15 protein-coding genes are annotated in these 15,678 nt (G+C 46.5%); all 15 read left to right on the forward strand.

All coding sequences use genetic code 11. The annotated features are described in order from the left end of the window. The coding region (locus N902_RS17975) for an IS66 family transposase (protein ID WP_034622925.1) at positions 1 to 288 on the forward strand (288 nt) is incomplete at its 5' end. Between the two features lie 94 nt (positions 289 to 382). Next, the gene (locus tag N902_RS0113490; RefSeq protein ID WP_153304226.1) at positions 383 to 886 is read left to right on the forward strand and encodes a glycerol-3-phosphate dehydrogenase C-terminal domain-containing protein; all 504 of its coding nucleotides are present in this window, start codon (positions 383 to 385) and stop codon (positions 884 to 886) included. Then, positions 879 to 2,243, forward strand: a complete 1,365-nt coding sequence (locus tag N902_RS17980; protein WP_051564600.1) for a glycosyltransferase — start codon at positions 879 to 881, stop codon at positions 2,241 to 2,243. Before N902_RS0113490 ends, N902_RS17980 begins: the two co-directional genes overlap by 8 nt. After that, positions 2,240 to 3,220 carry an NAD-dependent epimerase/dehydratase family protein gene (locus N902_RS0113500; protein WP_027371346.1) on the forward strand — a complete coding sequence of 327 codons (981 nt, stop codon included), beginning with the start codon at positions 2,240 to 2,242 and terminating at the stop codon, positions 3,218 to 3,220. Before N902_RS17980 ends, N902_RS0113500 begins: the two co-directional genes overlap by 4 nt. Positions 3,221 to 3,545: 325 nt before the next feature. Then, entirely contained in the window at positions 3,546 to 4,013 is a 468-nt protein-coding gene (locus tag N902_RS20550; protein WP_051564601.1) for an acyltransferase, read from the forward strand. Further along, positions 4,010 to 5,545 (forward strand): class I adenylate-forming enzyme family protein, encoded by a 1,536-nt coding sequence (locus N902_RS0113510; RefSeq protein ID WP_027371347.1) that lies wholly within the window; start codon positions 4,010 to 4,012, stop codon positions 5,543 to 5,545. Before N902_RS20550 ends, N902_RS0113510 begins: the two co-directional genes overlap by 4 nt. Continuing rightward, entirely contained in the window at positions 5,542 to 5,823 is a 282-nt protein-coding gene (locus N902_RS17995; protein ID WP_051564602.1) for an acyl carrier protein, read from the forward strand. Before N902_RS0113510 ends, N902_RS17995 begins: the two co-directional genes overlap by 4 nt. Then, positions 5,820 to 6,929, forward strand: coding sequence for a glycosyltransferase family 4 protein (locus tag N902_RS18000; RefSeq protein ID WP_051564603.1), 1,110 nt, complete (start codon positions 5,820 to 5,822; stop codon positions 6,927 to 6,929). Before N902_RS17995 ends, N902_RS18000 begins: the two co-directional genes overlap by 4 nt. Positions 6,930 to 6,933: 4 nt before the next feature. Then, on the forward strand, positions 6,934 to 8,091 hold the full coding sequence (locus N902_RS0113525) for a polysaccharide deacetylase family protein (RefSeq protein ID WP_153304227.1): 1,158 nt from the start codon (positions 6,934 to 6,936) through the stop codon (positions 8,089 to 8,091). Further along, the gene (locus N902_RS0113530) at positions 8,084 to 9,586 is read left to right on the forward strand and encodes an oligosaccharide flippase family protein (RefSeq protein ID WP_084288403.1); all 1,503 of its coding nucleotides are present in this window, start codon (positions 8,084 to 8,086) and stop codon (positions 9,584 to 9,586) included. The genes N902_RS0113525 and N902_RS0113530 overlap by 8 nt, the downstream gene beginning before the upstream one ends. A gap of 400 nt (positions 9,587 to 9,986) precedes the next feature. After that, on the forward strand, positions 9,987 to 10,907 hold the full coding sequence (locus N902_RS0113535) for a GNAT family N-acetyltransferase (RefSeq protein WP_027371350.1): 921 nt from the start codon (positions 9,987 to 9,989) through the stop codon (positions 10,905 to 10,907). Between the two features lie 259 nt (positions 10,908 to 11,166). Next, entirely contained in the window at positions 11,167 to 12,213 is a 1,047-nt protein-coding gene (locus N902_RS18005; protein WP_051564604.1) for a glycosyltransferase family 2 protein, read from the forward strand. A gap of 30 nt (positions 12,214 to 12,243) precedes the next feature. Further along, complete coding sequence (locus N902_RS0113550) at positions 12,244 to 13,296, forward strand: hypothetical protein (RefSeq protein WP_153304228.1); 1,053 nt, start codon at positions 12,244 to 12,246, stop codon at positions 13,294 to 13,296. Between the two features lie 184 nt (positions 13,297 to 13,480). Next, the gene (locus N902_RS19800) at positions 13,481 to 14,470 is read left to right on the forward strand and encodes a glycosyltransferase family protein (protein ID WP_153304229.1); all 990 of its coding nucleotides are present in this window, start codon (positions 13,481 to 13,483) and stop codon (positions 14,468 to 14,470) included. 14 nt (positions 14,471 to 14,484) lie between these two features. Further along, positions 14,485 to 15,444 carry a GNAT family N-acetyltransferase gene (locus N902_RS19445; protein ID WP_084288405.1) on the forward strand — a complete coding sequence of 320 codons (960 nt, stop codon included), beginning with the start codon at positions 14,485 to 14,487 and terminating at the stop codon, positions 15,442 to 15,444. The last annotated feature ends 234 nt before the right edge of the window (positions 15,445 to 15,678 follow it).

Raw genomic sequence — 15,678 nt, forward strand, 5'->3', positions numbered from 1 at the left:
AAGCGGCTGAAGCGACATCAGAAAGAGCTTTTTACTTTCCTTGATTATGATGTGAGCCCAGAGAACAGTCATGCAGAGCAGCAAATTCGAGGACCGGTCATTTCCCGAAAGATCTCCCAGCAAAACCGCTCAGAGGCCGGGGCAGATGCCCAGGCAGTATTGATGTCGATCTTTCGAACATCGTATCTGCAGGGGCGCAATCCAGTCGAACATGTCACAGAGCTGAGCAAAAACTATATTAAGCGAAACCACACCCAAAATGAGACGGAATTGGACATGGCAGCTTAGTTTATCAAAGGGCTAAACTCATACGCATCAGAAAGAATCCATAATCGACCATGAGTATACAGATCAAATATCTGGACTTTACTCAGTTCAAGGAGTGAAATATACAACCGCTCCTCATGTTGCTAAAAAGCTTATTAAACGCATAAAATTGAAAAAAAGTAAAGAATATAAGTCAGTTAAGTCTTCTTTGTCGATCGATGCAGAAAGCTGGGGAGATGCTTATACCCACAAAGATGAATATGTTGCAAAGATGAATTTTGATCCCCTCTTTCTCTTCCAAAGGTACGGATCGGAGGCAAAGCGCATCCTTGGACTCCTGGCACAGGATACTGATCTGTCGGGTTTTGTCAGTCTCGATCCCCCGGTCTTGGCTGCGGAGATTGCACATGCCGTTCGACAGGAGATGGCTGTGAGCCTGGGAGATATTGTCTTTCGCCGCACGGGCATGGGCAGTGCAGCCCGCCCCAAGCCTGAAAGCCTCAGGGCAGCTGCCGATGTGCTGACCTCAGAGCTGGGCTGGGACGAACAGACAAAAGACAAAGAAATCCAGGAGGTACTCGCGCGGTACAGCCCTTTGGAGGGAATTGGAGATGCTTAGGCAGATCCGGCATGGCGGCACAAAGGCTTTGTGCACCCTGCATGCAGTCGGCCAGGACGTTGGCTCCTGCCAGCTTCATGCCCGGGCGGGATTTTGGGCCCGGCTGGGAAAGGGGGGACTAGGTAAGCGATATGCCGACTCCCGGGGAAAAAGGGTGCTGGTCATCGCCCCGCAGCCCTTTTATCTGGATCGCGGCACGCCCATAAACGTCAAGCTTTTTACCCATGTTTTGGGAGAAGCCGGGTATGAGGTGGATCTTTTGGTCTTTCCCTGCGGACAGGATGTTCACATCCCCAATGTGCATGTGATCCGGTTGCCCAACATCTTTCGAGTCAGTTCGATTCCTGCCGGGCCGTCCAAGGCCAAGCTGGCTTTCGACCTTCTCCTCTGTCTGTCTGCAGCCGCATTGTGCATAAGGAACCGGTATGACGTTATTCACGGTGTGGAGGAGGGCGGATTTCTGGCTGTGAGCCTGGGCACCATCCTGCGGCGGGCAAGTGTGTTCGACATGGACTCATGTATGTCCAAGCAGCTGGAATATTCAGGATTCATCCGCAGCCGCCGGCTGCTGCACCTGGCTAGTCGGATGGAGGCCTGGGCCCTGGGCCGGAGTTCAATTGTCCTGACCATGTGTTCGGCCTTGTCCGCATCCGCAGCTCATCTTGCTCCACATGCCAAGATATTCCAGGTAGAAGATATCCCGCCTCCAGCCGGAAGCGGACCTGACCTGGTGCTCATTGATCATCTTCGGGATACATTCAGGCTCTGGGACCTTCCTGTGGTGCTGTATACCGGCAATCTGGAAAGCTACCAGGGCATTGATCTGCTGCTCCAGGCGTGGAGTTTTGTCCTCCGCAGGCTCAGAGGATCCCAACGTCCGGTCCTGGTTTTGGTCGGGGGGCCGATGGAAAGAGTGGAGTATTACCGGCAAATGGCCGCTGATGGAGAAATGGGAGACTGGGTGCGCCTGGTCGGCCCCCGGCCCCTGAACGAAATGAGCACTTGGATGGAGATCAGCGATGTCCTTGTTTCTCCCCGGGCAGAGGGGGATAATACACCTTTGAAGATCTATTCCTACATGGCCTCCGGACGTCCTGTGGTGGCCACCAGACGGGCCACCCATACCCAGGTCCTGAGCGAAGAGACGGCCTTTTTGGCTGATCCGGAACCGATAGATCTGGGACAGGCCCTGGTCGAGGCCATCAGCAATAAAGACCTGGCTGGGAAACGGGCAGCGCAAGCCAGGGAGCTGGTGGAACGAAAGTATACCTTCGACGTTTTCAAATCCAAAATCCTTGAAGCCTATTCCTGGCTGTACAAGAAGGCCGTATACTCCTCAGGAGAGCAAACATCATGACCAGGGTTTTGGTTACCGGTGGGAAAGGATTTTTGGGACGGCATCTGGTTGCCAAACTGAATTCGCAGGGAAAGCAGGTCCGGGTTTTGGCCAGGGGCGCTGGGAACGGACCCAGGGACTGTGATGCAGACAGTGTTGTGTGGGCGGACATTCGAGACAGGGATGCCGTCGATCGAGCGGTGGAAGGAATGGATGTCGTTGTTCACCTCGTGTCCAACTTTCGAAGAGGAGGCTCGGACCGCAAGGAGGCATACGGAATAAATGTTGACGGAACCATGAATGTCATGCGGGCCGCTGCCAGGCATGGTGTTCAGCGCGTGGTTCATTGCAGCACTATAGGAGTGCACGGCAATGTTCTGGAAATCCCGGCAAATGAAGAGACCCCGTACAATCCGGGAGATCTGTACCAGGAGACGAAGCTCCAGGCAGAGCAGAAGGTATGGGCGTTTCATGAGCAGACTGGATTGCCGGTCAGCGTTGTGCGGCCGATTTCCCTTATGGGGCCTGGTGACGTCCGAATGCTCAAGCTCTTTCGAATGATTCAGCACAGACGCTTCGTTATGGTCGGAGGCGGGGATGTGTATTTTCAGCCTGCCTATATCGATGATGTGGTCCACGGCTTCTGTCTTTGCATGGAACATCCGGGAGCAGTTGGGCAAGCCTTTATCATCGGCGGTCAGGAATATGTCCTGCTTCGGGATCTGGTTCACATGATCGCAGATGAGTTGGGTGTTCCTGCTCCTAAGTACAGGATCCCCTTACGGCCGGTAGTCATGCTTGCCGGGTTATGCGAAGCCATGTGCGTTCCCTTGGGCATAGAGCCTCCGATTCATCGGCGCAGGGTGAGCTTTTTTCAAAACAACCGGGCTTTTTCCATTCATAAGGCCCAGAAGATACTGGGGTTTGAACCTGAGTTCAGTTTGCAGGATGCCATTCGGTTAACTTCTCAGTGGTATAGAAACGAAGGTTTATTGTAGCTGATGTCCGACTCTGACCTCTATCTCCTCCTTTATCCAAACGATCTGCATTATGAATGAACGTCCCTTGATACAAGAGCTTGGCGATCAAAGCCTGTCAGCGAGCAAACGGTATCGCAATATCTTCGTCGGCCAGAGCTCTTTTTATGCCTTTCTGCGATATGAAATATGCATATTTTTTCTTGCTCCACTCCCCGGTGCCTTGGGGTTTTTCCTGCGTGGAAAATGCTATCCATGTATCCTGCGCGCTATTGGGAAAGGTACTGTGTTTGGAAAAAGCGTTGTTCTTCGTTCTCCTGCACATATATCCATTGGGCAGTCTACTATGATTGACGATTATGTGGTCCTTGATGCCAAGGGAAGAGGCTCCAGTATAGAAATTGGAAATCAGGTCCTGCTTGGCCGCAACACGATACTCAGTTGCAGTGATTCAAAGCTGGAGATCGGAAGTTTCGTTTCTTTTGGCCCATTTTGTTTTCTCGCATCCAGAAGTCAGCTCCGGATAGGGTCAAACGTGGCCGTTGGCGCCGGGAGCTATTTTTTAGGCGGAGGTCATGCCTATGGAGATCCGAACACAGCCGTCATACATCAAGCCAGGACATCCCAGGGCATTACGGTCGAGGACAATGTTTGGATCGGGATTGGGGCTCGGATCCTGGATGGAGTCCACGTGGGCAGAAACAGCATTGTGGGGGCTGGGGCCGTTGTCGCAAAGGATGTTCCTCCATGGACGGTGGTCATGGGCAATCCGGCTCGAGTTGTGGAGAAGCGGAAGGAAAGGGACAGCGGATGAATACACTGCGTTCACTGTGGGAGAACACCACGACGAGCTGGCCGCAGAAGACAGGGCTGGTGGCGGGAAGTAGACGCATCGATTACAGCCGGGCCGGCCGAATGGTTCAGGCCCTTGCTTCCCGGCTGAAAGCAGAATGGGGTCTTGGGCAGCAGGAGATTGTGGGGCTGCTGATTCCCAATTCCATTGAGTTTGTGCTCAGCTATTTCGCTGTCGTGAATGCCGGCGGGATTGTGCATCCTCTCGACGAACGCCTGACCCCTGATGAGCTCGCCACGGTCCTCAACGATTCCAACCCGGGGCACATCATAGTGCATCACATGCTGTGGCCCAAGCTGCAGCTCGCGCTGCGGGCCATTCATTCGGATGCAAATATTTTGGGCATCGGGATTGATGATTCGGGGGTGGAGAGCTTCGAGGAATGGCTGGAAAAAGATTGGGGTGCATCTGAGGATGCGCCTCTTTTCCCAGAGCATGTCGCGGAATTGATGTACACCTCAGGCACTACCGGAAAGCCCAAGGGAGTGATGCGGACCCATGCCAATGTCCGGGCCGTTTCGCGACTTGCCATCCAGGGGTTTGGGTACACGCATCGGGACAGGATTGTCATTGTCATGCCCTTAAGCCATTCCAGCGCCCTGGCAAGTCAAATGATGCCCCTGGTGGAGCTGGGCGGATCGATTGTGCTGCTGGACACATTTGAGCCCCAATCTCTGATTGCCTGTATTCACAATGAAGGGGTGACCTGTCTGCGTGCAGTACCGACAATATTTCGAAGCATGCTGCTGTTCGAGAGATTTTGTTCCGCACACCTTCCTTCTTTGCGCTTACTGATGAACTCCAGCGCTCCTATCGATCCAGAGACCTACCTGGCCATTAAAGAGCGGTTTCCCGGAATTGAAATCGTCAATTCCTACGGACTCACCGAGGCGTCAACCTGTACGGTTCTTCCGGACAGCATGGCCCGGGTCAGACCTGATTCCATCGGGGCGCCGATCACTGGGGTAGAGATGAGTGTCCGAAATGAGCAGGGCAAAGCTGTAAGTCCCGGGGTGGAAGGCGAGATCTGGATTCGCGGCGTGCATGTCTTTGGCGGATATTATAACCAGCCGGAAGCAACTCAAAAGGCACTGACTGAAGATCGATGGCTGCGGACCGGTGATTTAGGAAGTTGCGACAACGAAGGGTACTATTACTTTCATGGGCGGAAGGATCACATGATCAACTGTGGAGGGCGGAAATTCGCTCCCTTGGAGGTCGAAAACTGTATTCTGGAATTGGACCATGTTGCTGATGTGGCTGTTGCCGGTATCGAGCACAAAGCTTTGGGGCAGGTCGCTCAGGCGTTTGTGGTTTTTAAAAACGGCGCTTCTCCGGACGGGAAGGAGGTAGTTCGCCATTGCGCCCGGCGATTGCCGAGCCACAAAGTGCCCTTTTATGTTCAGGCTGTCCGAAGCCTGCCAAAGAACGGTTTGGGCAAGGTTCTCTACCGAAATTTGCATTGCCAACAATCGGATGGGGCAGAGCAATGAACAATCGTTATGTGTTTTGTTCCTTGGAAGGGGACGTCGATCTTGTGGCGATCTTATCTGATATCTTACAGATTGATATCGATGGGGATGCACCGGATATATCCCGGAATGATCTTGAGATGTGGGACTCTATCAGCCATTTGAGATTTATTATGGAGCTGGAGAATATCTTCGGGATCAGTATTGCTGATGAAGAGGCAATTGAGCTGTCCTCTCTCAGCCAGTCGGAAAAGCTGCTCTTAAGCCATGGAATCCACAAGGCTCAGGGAATGGAATGAAAATCGGGGTTTGCGCTCGGACCTGGGGAGAAATCGGGGGGATAGGGGTCTACACCCGAAGGATCGTGAAGTCTTTAATCGATATCGATTCTCACAATGAGTATTGTCTTTACTTTTCCAGAAAGTCTGACCTTGGCAACTTCTCCCAGGTGCCAAATGTGAGGGAGTTTTATGTGCCGCTTCGAGGGAAATGGATGTGGGACCAATGGGCTGTTCCCCGAGCAGCAGATCGAGAAAAAGTTGATATAGTATTTCATACAAAATTTTCTGTTCCTTTTTTGTCTTCCTGCAAAACTGCAATGGTTTTGCACGGAACGGAACGATTTGTATTTCCTGAACATCACAAAAAATTAGATATGGTATTTTTTAAAACAATTTACCCCCAATACCTGAAGCGTTCTGATCTCATAATTGCCGTTTCTGAAAGAGGACGGTTGGATATAATAGAGAAGGTTGGGATAGATCCACGCAAGGTGAAAACTGTTCATCTGGCAGCAAGTCCCATATTCAGGGTTATCCATGATGAAAAGAACCTGGAGAGAGTTCGCACCAAATATGATATTTCCCGAGACTATATAATCTATGTCGGGCATATCTATCCGGGAAAAAATATAAAACGCTTGCTCCAGGCGTTTGCAAAGGTTCGGCAGGACCATGATATCGATCTGGTTATTGCCGGAGCTTTACGCTGGAAGTATGCATCTGAAATGGAGCTGATCTCCAGCCTGAACACAAATGGACATATTCATGTCCTGGGCCATGTTCCACATGAGGATTTGGTCGGGCTTTATAACCTTGCCCAACTCACTGTTTTCCCCTCGTTCTATGAAAGCTTCCCGGCGATCCCCCTGGAGGCCAACGCCTGCGGGTGTCCGGTGGTCATCAGCAGGACCGGCGGAAGCCCGGAGGCTGCGGGGGAGGCTGCTTTGTATGTGGATCCCTTGGATGTTCAGAGCATCGCCCAAGCCATTTCCTCCCTCCTGGAAGATCCCGGTCTGCATAGGGAAATGATCGAAAAGGGCTTTCAAAATGTGCAGCGGTTTTCGTGGGAGAAGACGGCCAAGGAGACCTTGTCTGCCTTAGAGTGGGCCGTTGGTCAAAGGTGACGATATGCAGAGTGGACGAATAAAAAGAAAAATAGAAAAGAATAAGAATGAGATATTGGGGATATTACTCAGAAAATATCCAAGCTATGTATTATCTAAAGCAAACAGAGATGAAATTCCCGTTTTTGCATTTCATGGCGTAAGTTATGGATTTATAAAAGAATGCCTGGAGTATATATCGGCAAATGAATATGAAACAATGCTCATGAATCAATATGTTCAGATGTTGGGAGATAAGAAGAAAAAAAAATATATCCTCATAACATTTGATGATGGACACAAGAGTCTTTATTCCACAGCGTATCCTTTATTAAAGAAGTTTAATATGAAGGCTGTCGCCTATATTGTTCCAGGAAGAGTTCATGAAAATGATGAGGAAAATAAGATATATTATCGAGACAAGATGTGTACGTGGCCGCAAATACGAGAGATGCATGACAGTGGTGTTTTCGATTTTCAATCCCACTCCATGTATCATCACAGTATATCAATTACCAAACAGGTTGTCGACTTTATAAGACCCGGGATGGATTTTTCCTTTCTTGATTCGGACCTTGCGCCCCTTCTTACAGATGATAATGCCCCATTTAGATCGGCCTCCATGCTTTGGGGGCGGCCTGTTCTTAAGTGGGGTGCGCGGATGGGAAAAAGGCCGGCTTATATCGAGGATCCCCGGATAGCCATGTTTTGCGCCCAGCACGTTGCAGCCCATGGACATGAGGCCTTCTTTGAGCAGCCTGGCTGGCGCAAGACCCTTGTATCCTTGGTTCAAGAGATGAGGTCCCGGTATCCAGAAGCAGGCTTTGAATCGAGTTCAGAACAACGGTCAGCCCTTCTGGAGGATCTCAGGCGTTCCAAAGAAGAGATTGAAAGCCGTCTGCCGGGCAAGAGTGTGCAGCATTTTTGCTTTCCCTGGTTTCGGGGGTCTCCACTCGCGGTAGAGCTGTCTTTGGCAGCAGGCTATATATCCAATGCCTGGGGAAGCTTGCTGCCCGGCTTCGTAGATGAGCACGATGTGCATCCGATTCCAATACGCCGTATGCCTCCGAAGTACATATTTCGCCTGCCTGGGCACGGAAGAGTCCCGCTATCCCGGGTCGTAACCATGTCTTTTGCAGATCAGATGCACCATCAGCCCGGTTTGGCAGCTCGCAATGGATAAAATGAGCTCCCCAAGCCCTGTTCCTGCTGCAAGCAGTTCGCGCATCTTCAAGAACTTCGGGTTCTTGGTCTTTGGCAAGCTGTTCGCCGACAGCTTTATGTTCATCTATTTCGTACTCATAGCCCGAAGTTTTGGACAAGTAGGTATAGGGCACTACTCATTTGCCATGGGACTGACCGGCTTGTTCGCTGTCTTTGCTGATTCCGGACTGAACAAACTGTCAATCAAAGAAATGAGCTGTCTGAAAAGCGGGGTGATGGCCCACTACAGTCAGGTCCTGTCCTTGCGCCTCGTCCTTTGCCTTCTGGCCATAATCAGCATCCTGCTGGTCACTTGGGTCGTCTCCTTCCCCCGTGAGCTTGTCATCATTATCTGGCTTATCGGCACGTATCAGGTTCTTACAACCTTGGTGGATGGGTTTGGCGCAATCTTTGTTTCCCGGGAACAAATGCATATAACCAGCCTCTTGGATATGTCCCAGAGGATCTTTACTGCCCTGCTTGGGGTATCAATTATTTTTTGCGGCGGAGGATTGATCCTGACCATTGCCGCCTTGCCCTTGATGAGCCTGGTTCATGCGGGGATAGGATATGTCCTTGCGGTGCGGTATTATGGCTATCTTGGACTATGGACGCGTCTCTACGAATTGACCTCGCTGCTGTCGAAGGCTTTTCCCTACGGTTTGCATTCTTTTCTCGAGCAACTCTTGATCCGCTTGCCTGTCATTCTGCTCGGGATATTGATCGGTACGGCAGCTGCGGGAATATTCAATACCTCCCATAGAATTATTCTTCTGTTGACCTGTATGGCTATGTTTGCCCCCCTGTCCCTGTTTCCCGCCGCTTCAAAACATTATGTGGAGTCCAAGGCTCGATTGAAAGACCTCTACCATCGTTCGGTGAACAGCACCATACTTGTCGCATTACCTGCTGCGGCTGGGTTGTGGCTTATATCATCGGATCTCATCGATGTGGTCTATGGTCAAGGTTTTGAGGAGTCTGCACATGTCTTGGAGATTTTAGCCTGGATGCTGATAGCTGGACCTCTCAAAGGGATGTTTGAGGTTTTTCTCACTGCAGCAGACAGGCAATCCGAAATTGCAAAAGGATATTTCTGGACATCATGCGCCAGTATTCCCATATTTTTGTTTGCCATCCATCACTTTGGCGCTATCGGTGCGGCAAGTGTCATGCTAAGCATGGAGACTATACTTGCATGTATATTTTTGATCCGACTGAGCATGGTGTTGGGGATTCCCAGGGTCGGCAAACGGATGGTCATATCTTCGATTGGAGTGTGCGCCTTCTTGATCCCATTGCCCTGGGCGGAATCGGACATAGGACTTTGGCAAACCATTGGGACAGCCTCTTTGATTTATCTAGGCGTCATGCTCTCGTTTCGGGATATTCGCCAGGGAGAAGGCAGGTTTCTGATGGGCATAATGCGGGATACGAAACTTGCCCTGTTTCGGTCCAGCTTTTGCAATCGAAAATAGGGTTCTTCGACGTAGCCTGTGGACTTTTGGAGTTTGCCGTCTCTTCTGTGAGCCCACTTTCGGCTCGGTATTTTCTAAGCCCCGCCAAAGGGGGATCCCTGCCCCCTCCCGGCTACTCACGTGCGGATCACTGCTTTCTGTGTGACGAAAACTTATCATACACGTGAGTGCCGGGTTTCCCCCTTTTGGCGGGACCAAGAAAATGTGCGGGCCTGCCGCTCACGGCACACAGAAGAGACGACAAACTCTTATGTATGCAATTCCATTTCCTGTGTCGAAGAGCCGAAAATAGCAGGTAGCGTCCAAGGGCTACAGATCCTTGTTTACCGCCCTGACGGCAAGGTGCTGACAGGGTGCAGTGAACAGTGTTTAGGCGGGAACAAGAGCGTAAGGAGGAGGGATGGCCGGAGTTCGTGTGCAGCATGTCACTACTTTGGATGAGATGGATTCACTCAAGGATATATGGAAGTCCTGGGAGGACCCGCACCAGGGAGCCGGCCTGTTTCAATCCTGGGAGTGGTGCCGGATGTGGTGCTCTCATGTTTTGGCCCCTGAACAAAATTTAAGAGTTGCGATCCGGGTGATGGAGGATGGCAATGGGCGGGCGGTTGGCATCATGCCTCTGTTTTCCCGCAACATGCTGGGATCTGTCCTACAGGTCATTGATTTTATAGGGTATCGAATGTCTCCGCAGAATGAAGTCTTGTTAGCGGAGCCAAATAATCACGATTTGATTCAGCATGTTGCCCAAGGCTTGTGGAGTTCATTGAATTGGCATTCGTTTTGTCATTTGCGAAATCTCAGCAGTGAATCAATGTTGTGCAGTGTCTTAGGGGCACAGGGCAGGATTCAACCTCAATGCGACCGGGTCTGGGTGGAAGCAGATCCGCAAATCAGTGATCCAATGCAGCGTTTGAGCAAGAGTCGACGCAAACGTCTTCGACATGCGTTGAATTCTTTACGAAAAGAAGGGGATGTCACGGTTAAGGTTGCCAGCATAGATGAATTTCCTGCTGCATTTGATGAACTAATTGTTCTGCATAAGAAACGATTTGCGTCTAAGAATTGGAACACATTACTTTGCGATAATAAGGTGAGTTTTCTGAAATATATGTCCATGAAGCTTGCGCAAGCAAACAAAGCAGAGATTCTGCAGCTCCGTTTAAATGAGCAAACAATTGCTGCCCAGTTAAGTTTTATAAACAATGAAACTTACCTTGCTTATCAGGTTGGATTCGATCCAGACTATGCAAAATATTCACCTATGTGGATTTTAAATATTGAAGCAATTCGACGTTCATTATATGACTTAATGTTTTAAATTTATGATTTTGGGCAAGGGTATGGAGATTACAAATATAGTTTACATCCAACTGTTGGAAAAAACTATTATGCCTGTTATGTGGGACCAAGTCTACCCACAAAAGCTTTTGCAAATATGTATAATTATGCCTTTCAACATTATGTAACAAAAATAAAAATATAAAATTATAACTAAATAGATATGCTGAAATTTAAATATTCATAAATGTTAAGTTTTTCATATAGGCTAAAATGTTTATCAAAACAGGCAGTGTCCTATGCAAACAACAAAAAAATTGCCCGAATGCGAATGTCGCATTAGATCGGATGATGAAGCTATTCCCTTTGCTTTGAATATGGACAGTGGTCAAGCACCGTATTTGAGCATTGTGGTTCCTTTGTACAACGAAGAGGAATCAGTGAGTGAGCTGGTGAACAAAATCGTGACCGCAGGTTCAGATTTTGATGTCAGTTATGAGATCATCTTTGTAGATGACGGTTCACAGGATGCGACTTGGACTAAGATCGAGCAATTGCGGAGAAGCACGCCACAGTTGCGAGGGATCCGGTTTCGGCGCAATTCTGGCCAAACCGCGGCTATGGTGGCGGGGTGTGAATATGCTCGAGGTGAGATTATTGTGACCATGGACGGGGACCTGCAGAATGAGCCTTCTGATATCCCCAAGCTATTGGAAACAATGAGGCAGGGGTATGATATTGTCAGTGGGTGGAGAAAGCATCGAAAAGATCATTGGTCCAGGGTCATCCCATCAAAAGTTGCCAACTTTATCATTTCCAAGACAACCGGTGTTACATTGCATGACTACGGATGCTCCCTAAAAGCCTATCGTACAGAATGCATACGGTCTATCAAGGCGTACGGTGAGATGCACCGCTTTTTTCCTGCCATCGTCAGCATGACAGGGGCGAGAATTGCCGAGATACCGGTTGAGCACCACTCGCGGAAGCATGGCGTATCCAAGTATGGGTTGAGCCGAATTTTTAAGGTGCTGTCTGACATAGTTGCAATAAACTTAATTATCAAGTTTTCTTCTATGCCTTTGAAGGGATTTGCGGTCTTGTCTCTTCCCTTTGTTATTCTTTCTCTCTTTTTGGGCTCAGCGGCATGTTTGGGCTGGATGCTCCATTGGAGCGCAGGTAAGCCGTTTTTTTTCATTATCGCCTCGGTCCTCTCCGGTTCAGCAGTGGTTCACCTTTTGATTTTAGGGATTTTGGGGGAACTCATTGTTGGGATCAGTGATCTTCAGCATACTAGCCTTCCTGAGTTGACAATGAAAGACTTGCTCAAGACGTATCGATCATAACTAGTTAATAGCGAAAAGAGGGGGTGTCGTGTGAAATGGAAAGGATTCACTGACAAGACAAGTATGTTGTATATAGGTTTATCATTGATAATTATCACAATATTTTTTGATAAATTTATATTGAATATACCTGTGTTCTGTGAAGATGATCCATATGTATCTTTTGTCTATATTATTCGTACATTCATAATATCTATAGGTACTTTATTTATATTCATGAGTCTAATTAATGTAAATAAATTAGAAGAAATTGCATTTGATAAGAAATCACAATTAGTTATAATTTTTTCACTTCTCGTTGTCGTGTTGTTCTGGTTTATATTCATGTACAGCCCATGGTATTTTAGTCAACTATCATTAGAAGATGGCCCTATAGAGTTTGGGTCTTTCCTCTTGCTTATTTTAAGCAGTGTTATTATGCTTAATGTTTTGCGGAAAACGTTGGATGTCGATGAAGTATCGAAGTATATTAAGGTTTATTATCTTATTTTGTCCATTATCTTCTTCATAATTGCAATGGAGGAAATATCTTGGTGTCAAAGGGTATTAAATATTGAAACTCCAGAATATATGAAAAGTAATTTACAGAATGAAATAAATCTCCATAATTTTGCTACAAATTATATTGAAAGTATATACTATTTTGGAGCATTTGTCTTTTTAGTTTTCTTACCATTTTTAAAAATAACGCATAAAAATTATTTAAATCGAATTGATGATAATTTAGTGATCGGTAGTCCTATTGTTGGAATTTTTGGATCTTTGGCATGTGCTTTTAACTATGATATGTGGAATATAGTATTTACGCAAGTTGCATATGTATTCAGCTTATTCTATTTGTTGCTAATTATTAATTTACTGCGTAATAAAAATGAAAAGATTATTACATTTTGTTTGTTGATATTTATGATTGTTTCGCAAGTGACATTTATAATTAATGGAGAAAATTTAATCCGATATTGGGAAGTTACAGAATATAGAGAGTTTATCATACCGATAGGATTTATGGCCTATGCAATAAGCATTAATAAGTATATAAATGTTAATTATATTGTGAAAAATGAAGCGTATGAAATAGCATAATGAATATAGGTTTATGATAATTTGTGCGATTAGCGAGCCACACTGTAAGCAACGCTAAGAAAATTCTGGAGTGATGTGATGAAGCATTCGTGCAAATGACAAGGGGTTAATGTTATGTACTTTAGTTAAGTGTGCTGATAAACGCAATATATATGTGTATAACGAGAGGGATAGTAAGCTGGATATGAATTACAATACAAAGTCAGATAATTCTATGTGCTGCGAACAAAGCGTGTGTCCTGAGTATTCGGTAATATTTTTATTGGATGAAGAGCATCCTGAATTTCCTCAGTTTATACAGGATGTATATTCTTTGTTTAGCTCGAGGAATCTGTCTTTTGAGATTATTCTGATGGTAAACGGTGTTGATGGATTTTTAACTGATAAAATATGCCAAATGGGAATGGATCTGCATAAGATCAAGGTTTTGTTTATAAGTAAAAAATCACCTCAATCTACATGCATTCGTGCTGGTGTAAAACAAAGTTGTGGCAATACCATTTTGGTATGTGGGTCATATATGCAAATCAGTATTGATGATATAGGAAATCTTTTGGATGCATTTGGTTCTGATACTGATTTGATAACACCTTGGAGAAAAAAACGGGTTGATCCTGGGATCAATCAATTTCAATCCAGGGTGTTTAATTGGATTGTACAAAAAATATTTGGTATACAAATCCATGACTTGAGCTGCACAGTAAAAATATTTCGACGAGAAGTTGTTGAGCAAACCCCTCTTTATGGAAATATGTACCGCTTTTTGCCTTTAGTTGCTTCCAAGAAAGGTTATAGAATTAAAGAGGTTTCATGTTCGCATAATAAAGAATACGGAAAAACAGGGCTGTATAGTTTGTCTGAGTACTTTAGCCGTGTTATCGATGTTTTTACTATGCTTTTTATTATGGGATATACCAGAAAACCACTTCGGTTCTTTAGTTTTATTGGTATAACTGTATTTATTTTTGGATTATTTATATGTGGTATTGTTATATGGCAAAAAATTGTAAGTGGACAGCCAATTGGTGATCGTTCATTACTACTTTTAGGTGTTATTGTTATGGTGCTGGGAGTTCAGGCATGGAGTTCTGGTTTATTAGGAGAAATAATAACATTTACTTGTGGGAGATCAAAACAAGATTATTGTATAGACACAACCACTGATGATCTTTAATATATAATCAGATCATGGAAAAATCTGTAAAATATATAATGAATATTGATACATATGCATGGGATAAATATGTATATGCTCATCCACATGGATCAATATACCATTTGTCTGGATGGAAGAATGTCATAGAAGCAGCATATGGGCATAAGCCGCACTATCTGATTGCCTCTTCTCAATCAGAAAATTCATCAAACTGTTCAGACTATACTATTGCCGGCATACTTCCTCTGGTGCAGCTTAAAAACTGGTTTTTTGGCAACAGCCTCATTTCATTGCCGTATGTAGATGCTGCTGGAGTTCTGGCCGATTCTATTCTTCTGGAAAGAAAGCTTTTGCAACGATCCGTTGAAATCCTAAAAAAGGTTAAGGGGACAACACTCGAGATTCGACAGACACATCCATTCCACTGTGATGCCGATACATCATTTGTGTCAAGCGGGACATCCTGTAAGGGGCTTATGGAGCTTGGGGAACCAAACCCGGACGTGCATTTTTATGCAGATATGGGCAAGGTGCGGATAATGCGCTCACTTCCTGAAGCCTCAGAGCAACTCCTTTCATCTTTCAAGTCAAAGCTCCGGAGTCAAATTCGGAAACCTATCAGAGAAGGTCTGCGCGCAGCGATTGGAGGACAGGAACTCCTAACAGGATTTTATGATGTATTCAGCATCAATATGCGCGATTTGGGTTCTCCTGTTCACTCAAAAAAATTTTTCACCTGCCTTCTGAATGAGTTTCGGGAACAGACAAAAATATTCCTGGTTTTTAAAGGCGATCAGCCTGTGGCTGGAAGCTTGGTGCTTGGATTTCAGAACATCCTGTCTAATCCGTGGGCATCGTCACTTAAAAAATACAGTCGATTAAGTCCTAATATGCTTTTGTACTGGACTATGCTCGAATATGCCTGTTACCGCCGACACACACCGGACCCACCCATGCCGGGTTTTAAAGAGACCCACTCTGCTACCTGTTGATATCCCATGCTAATTTCTTCCCCATTTTTCGAGTCATCAGTCATGGTTGGTTACCGTTGAATTATTTAGCAACAAATTGTAGACAAGGCCCTATTTTCACTACCCCAGCGCCCTGGGAGTTCATTTGGTTGCTATTTTCGCGCATAGCTGAAGCGTCATAGGCCAAAAACAAAGCTTGTTTGGTGAGCCCATGACCTGTGAAAGCACTTAAGACAGGAATAAAAAAAAGCTCAG

The organism is Desulfovermiculus halophilus DSM 18834 (genome assembly GCF_000620765.1).
Lineage (GTDB): Bacteria > Desulfobacterota > Desulfovibrionia > Desulfovibrionales > Desulfothermaceae > Desulfovermiculus > Desulfovermiculus halophilus.

Coding starts and splice junctions, on each gene's coding strand:
- N902_RS17980 (WP_051564600.1), top strand. CDS start 879: ATGCTTAGGCAGATCCGGCATGGCGGCACAAAGGCTTTGTGCACCCTG.
- N902_RS0113500 (WP_027371346.1), top strand. CDS start 2,240: ATGACCAGGGTTTTGGTTACCGGTGGGAAAGGATTTTTGGGACGGCAT.
- N902_RS20550 (WP_051564601.1), top strand. CDS start 3,546: ATGATTGACGATTATGTGGTCCTTGATGCCAAGGGAAGAGGCTCCAGT.
- N902_RS0113510 (WP_027371347.1), top strand. CDS start 4,010: ATGAATACACTGCGTTCACTGTGGGAGAACACCACGACGAGCTGGCCG.
- N902_RS17995 (WP_051564602.1), top strand. CDS start 5,542: ATGAACAATCGTTATGTGTTTTGTTCCTTGGAAGGGGACGTCGATCTT.
- N902_RS18000 (WP_051564603.1), top strand. CDS start 5,820: ATGAAAATCGGGGTTTGCGCTCGGACCTGGGGAGAAATCGGGGGGATA.
- N902_RS0113525 (WP_153304227.1), top strand. CDS start 6,934: ATGCAGAGTGGACGAATAAAAAGAAAAATAGAAAAGAATAAGAATGAG.
- N902_RS0113530 (WP_084288403.1), top strand. CDS start 8,084: ATGGATAAAATGAGCTCCCCAAGCCCTGTTCCTGCTGCAAGCAGTTCG.
- N902_RS0113535 (WP_027371350.1), top strand. CDS start 9,987: ATGGCCGGAGTTCGTGTGCAGCATGTCACTACTTTGGATGAGATGGAT.
- N902_RS18005 (WP_051564604.1), top strand. CDS start 11,167: ATGCAAACAACAAAAAAATTGCCCGAATGCGAATGTCGCATTAGATCG.
- N902_RS19800 (WP_153304229.1), top strand. CDS start 13,481: ATGAATTACAATACAAAGTCAGATAATTCTATGTGCTGCGAACAAAGC.
- N902_RS19445 (WP_084288405.1), top strand. CDS start 14,485: ATGGAAAAATCTGTAAAATATATAATGAATATTGATACATATGCATGG.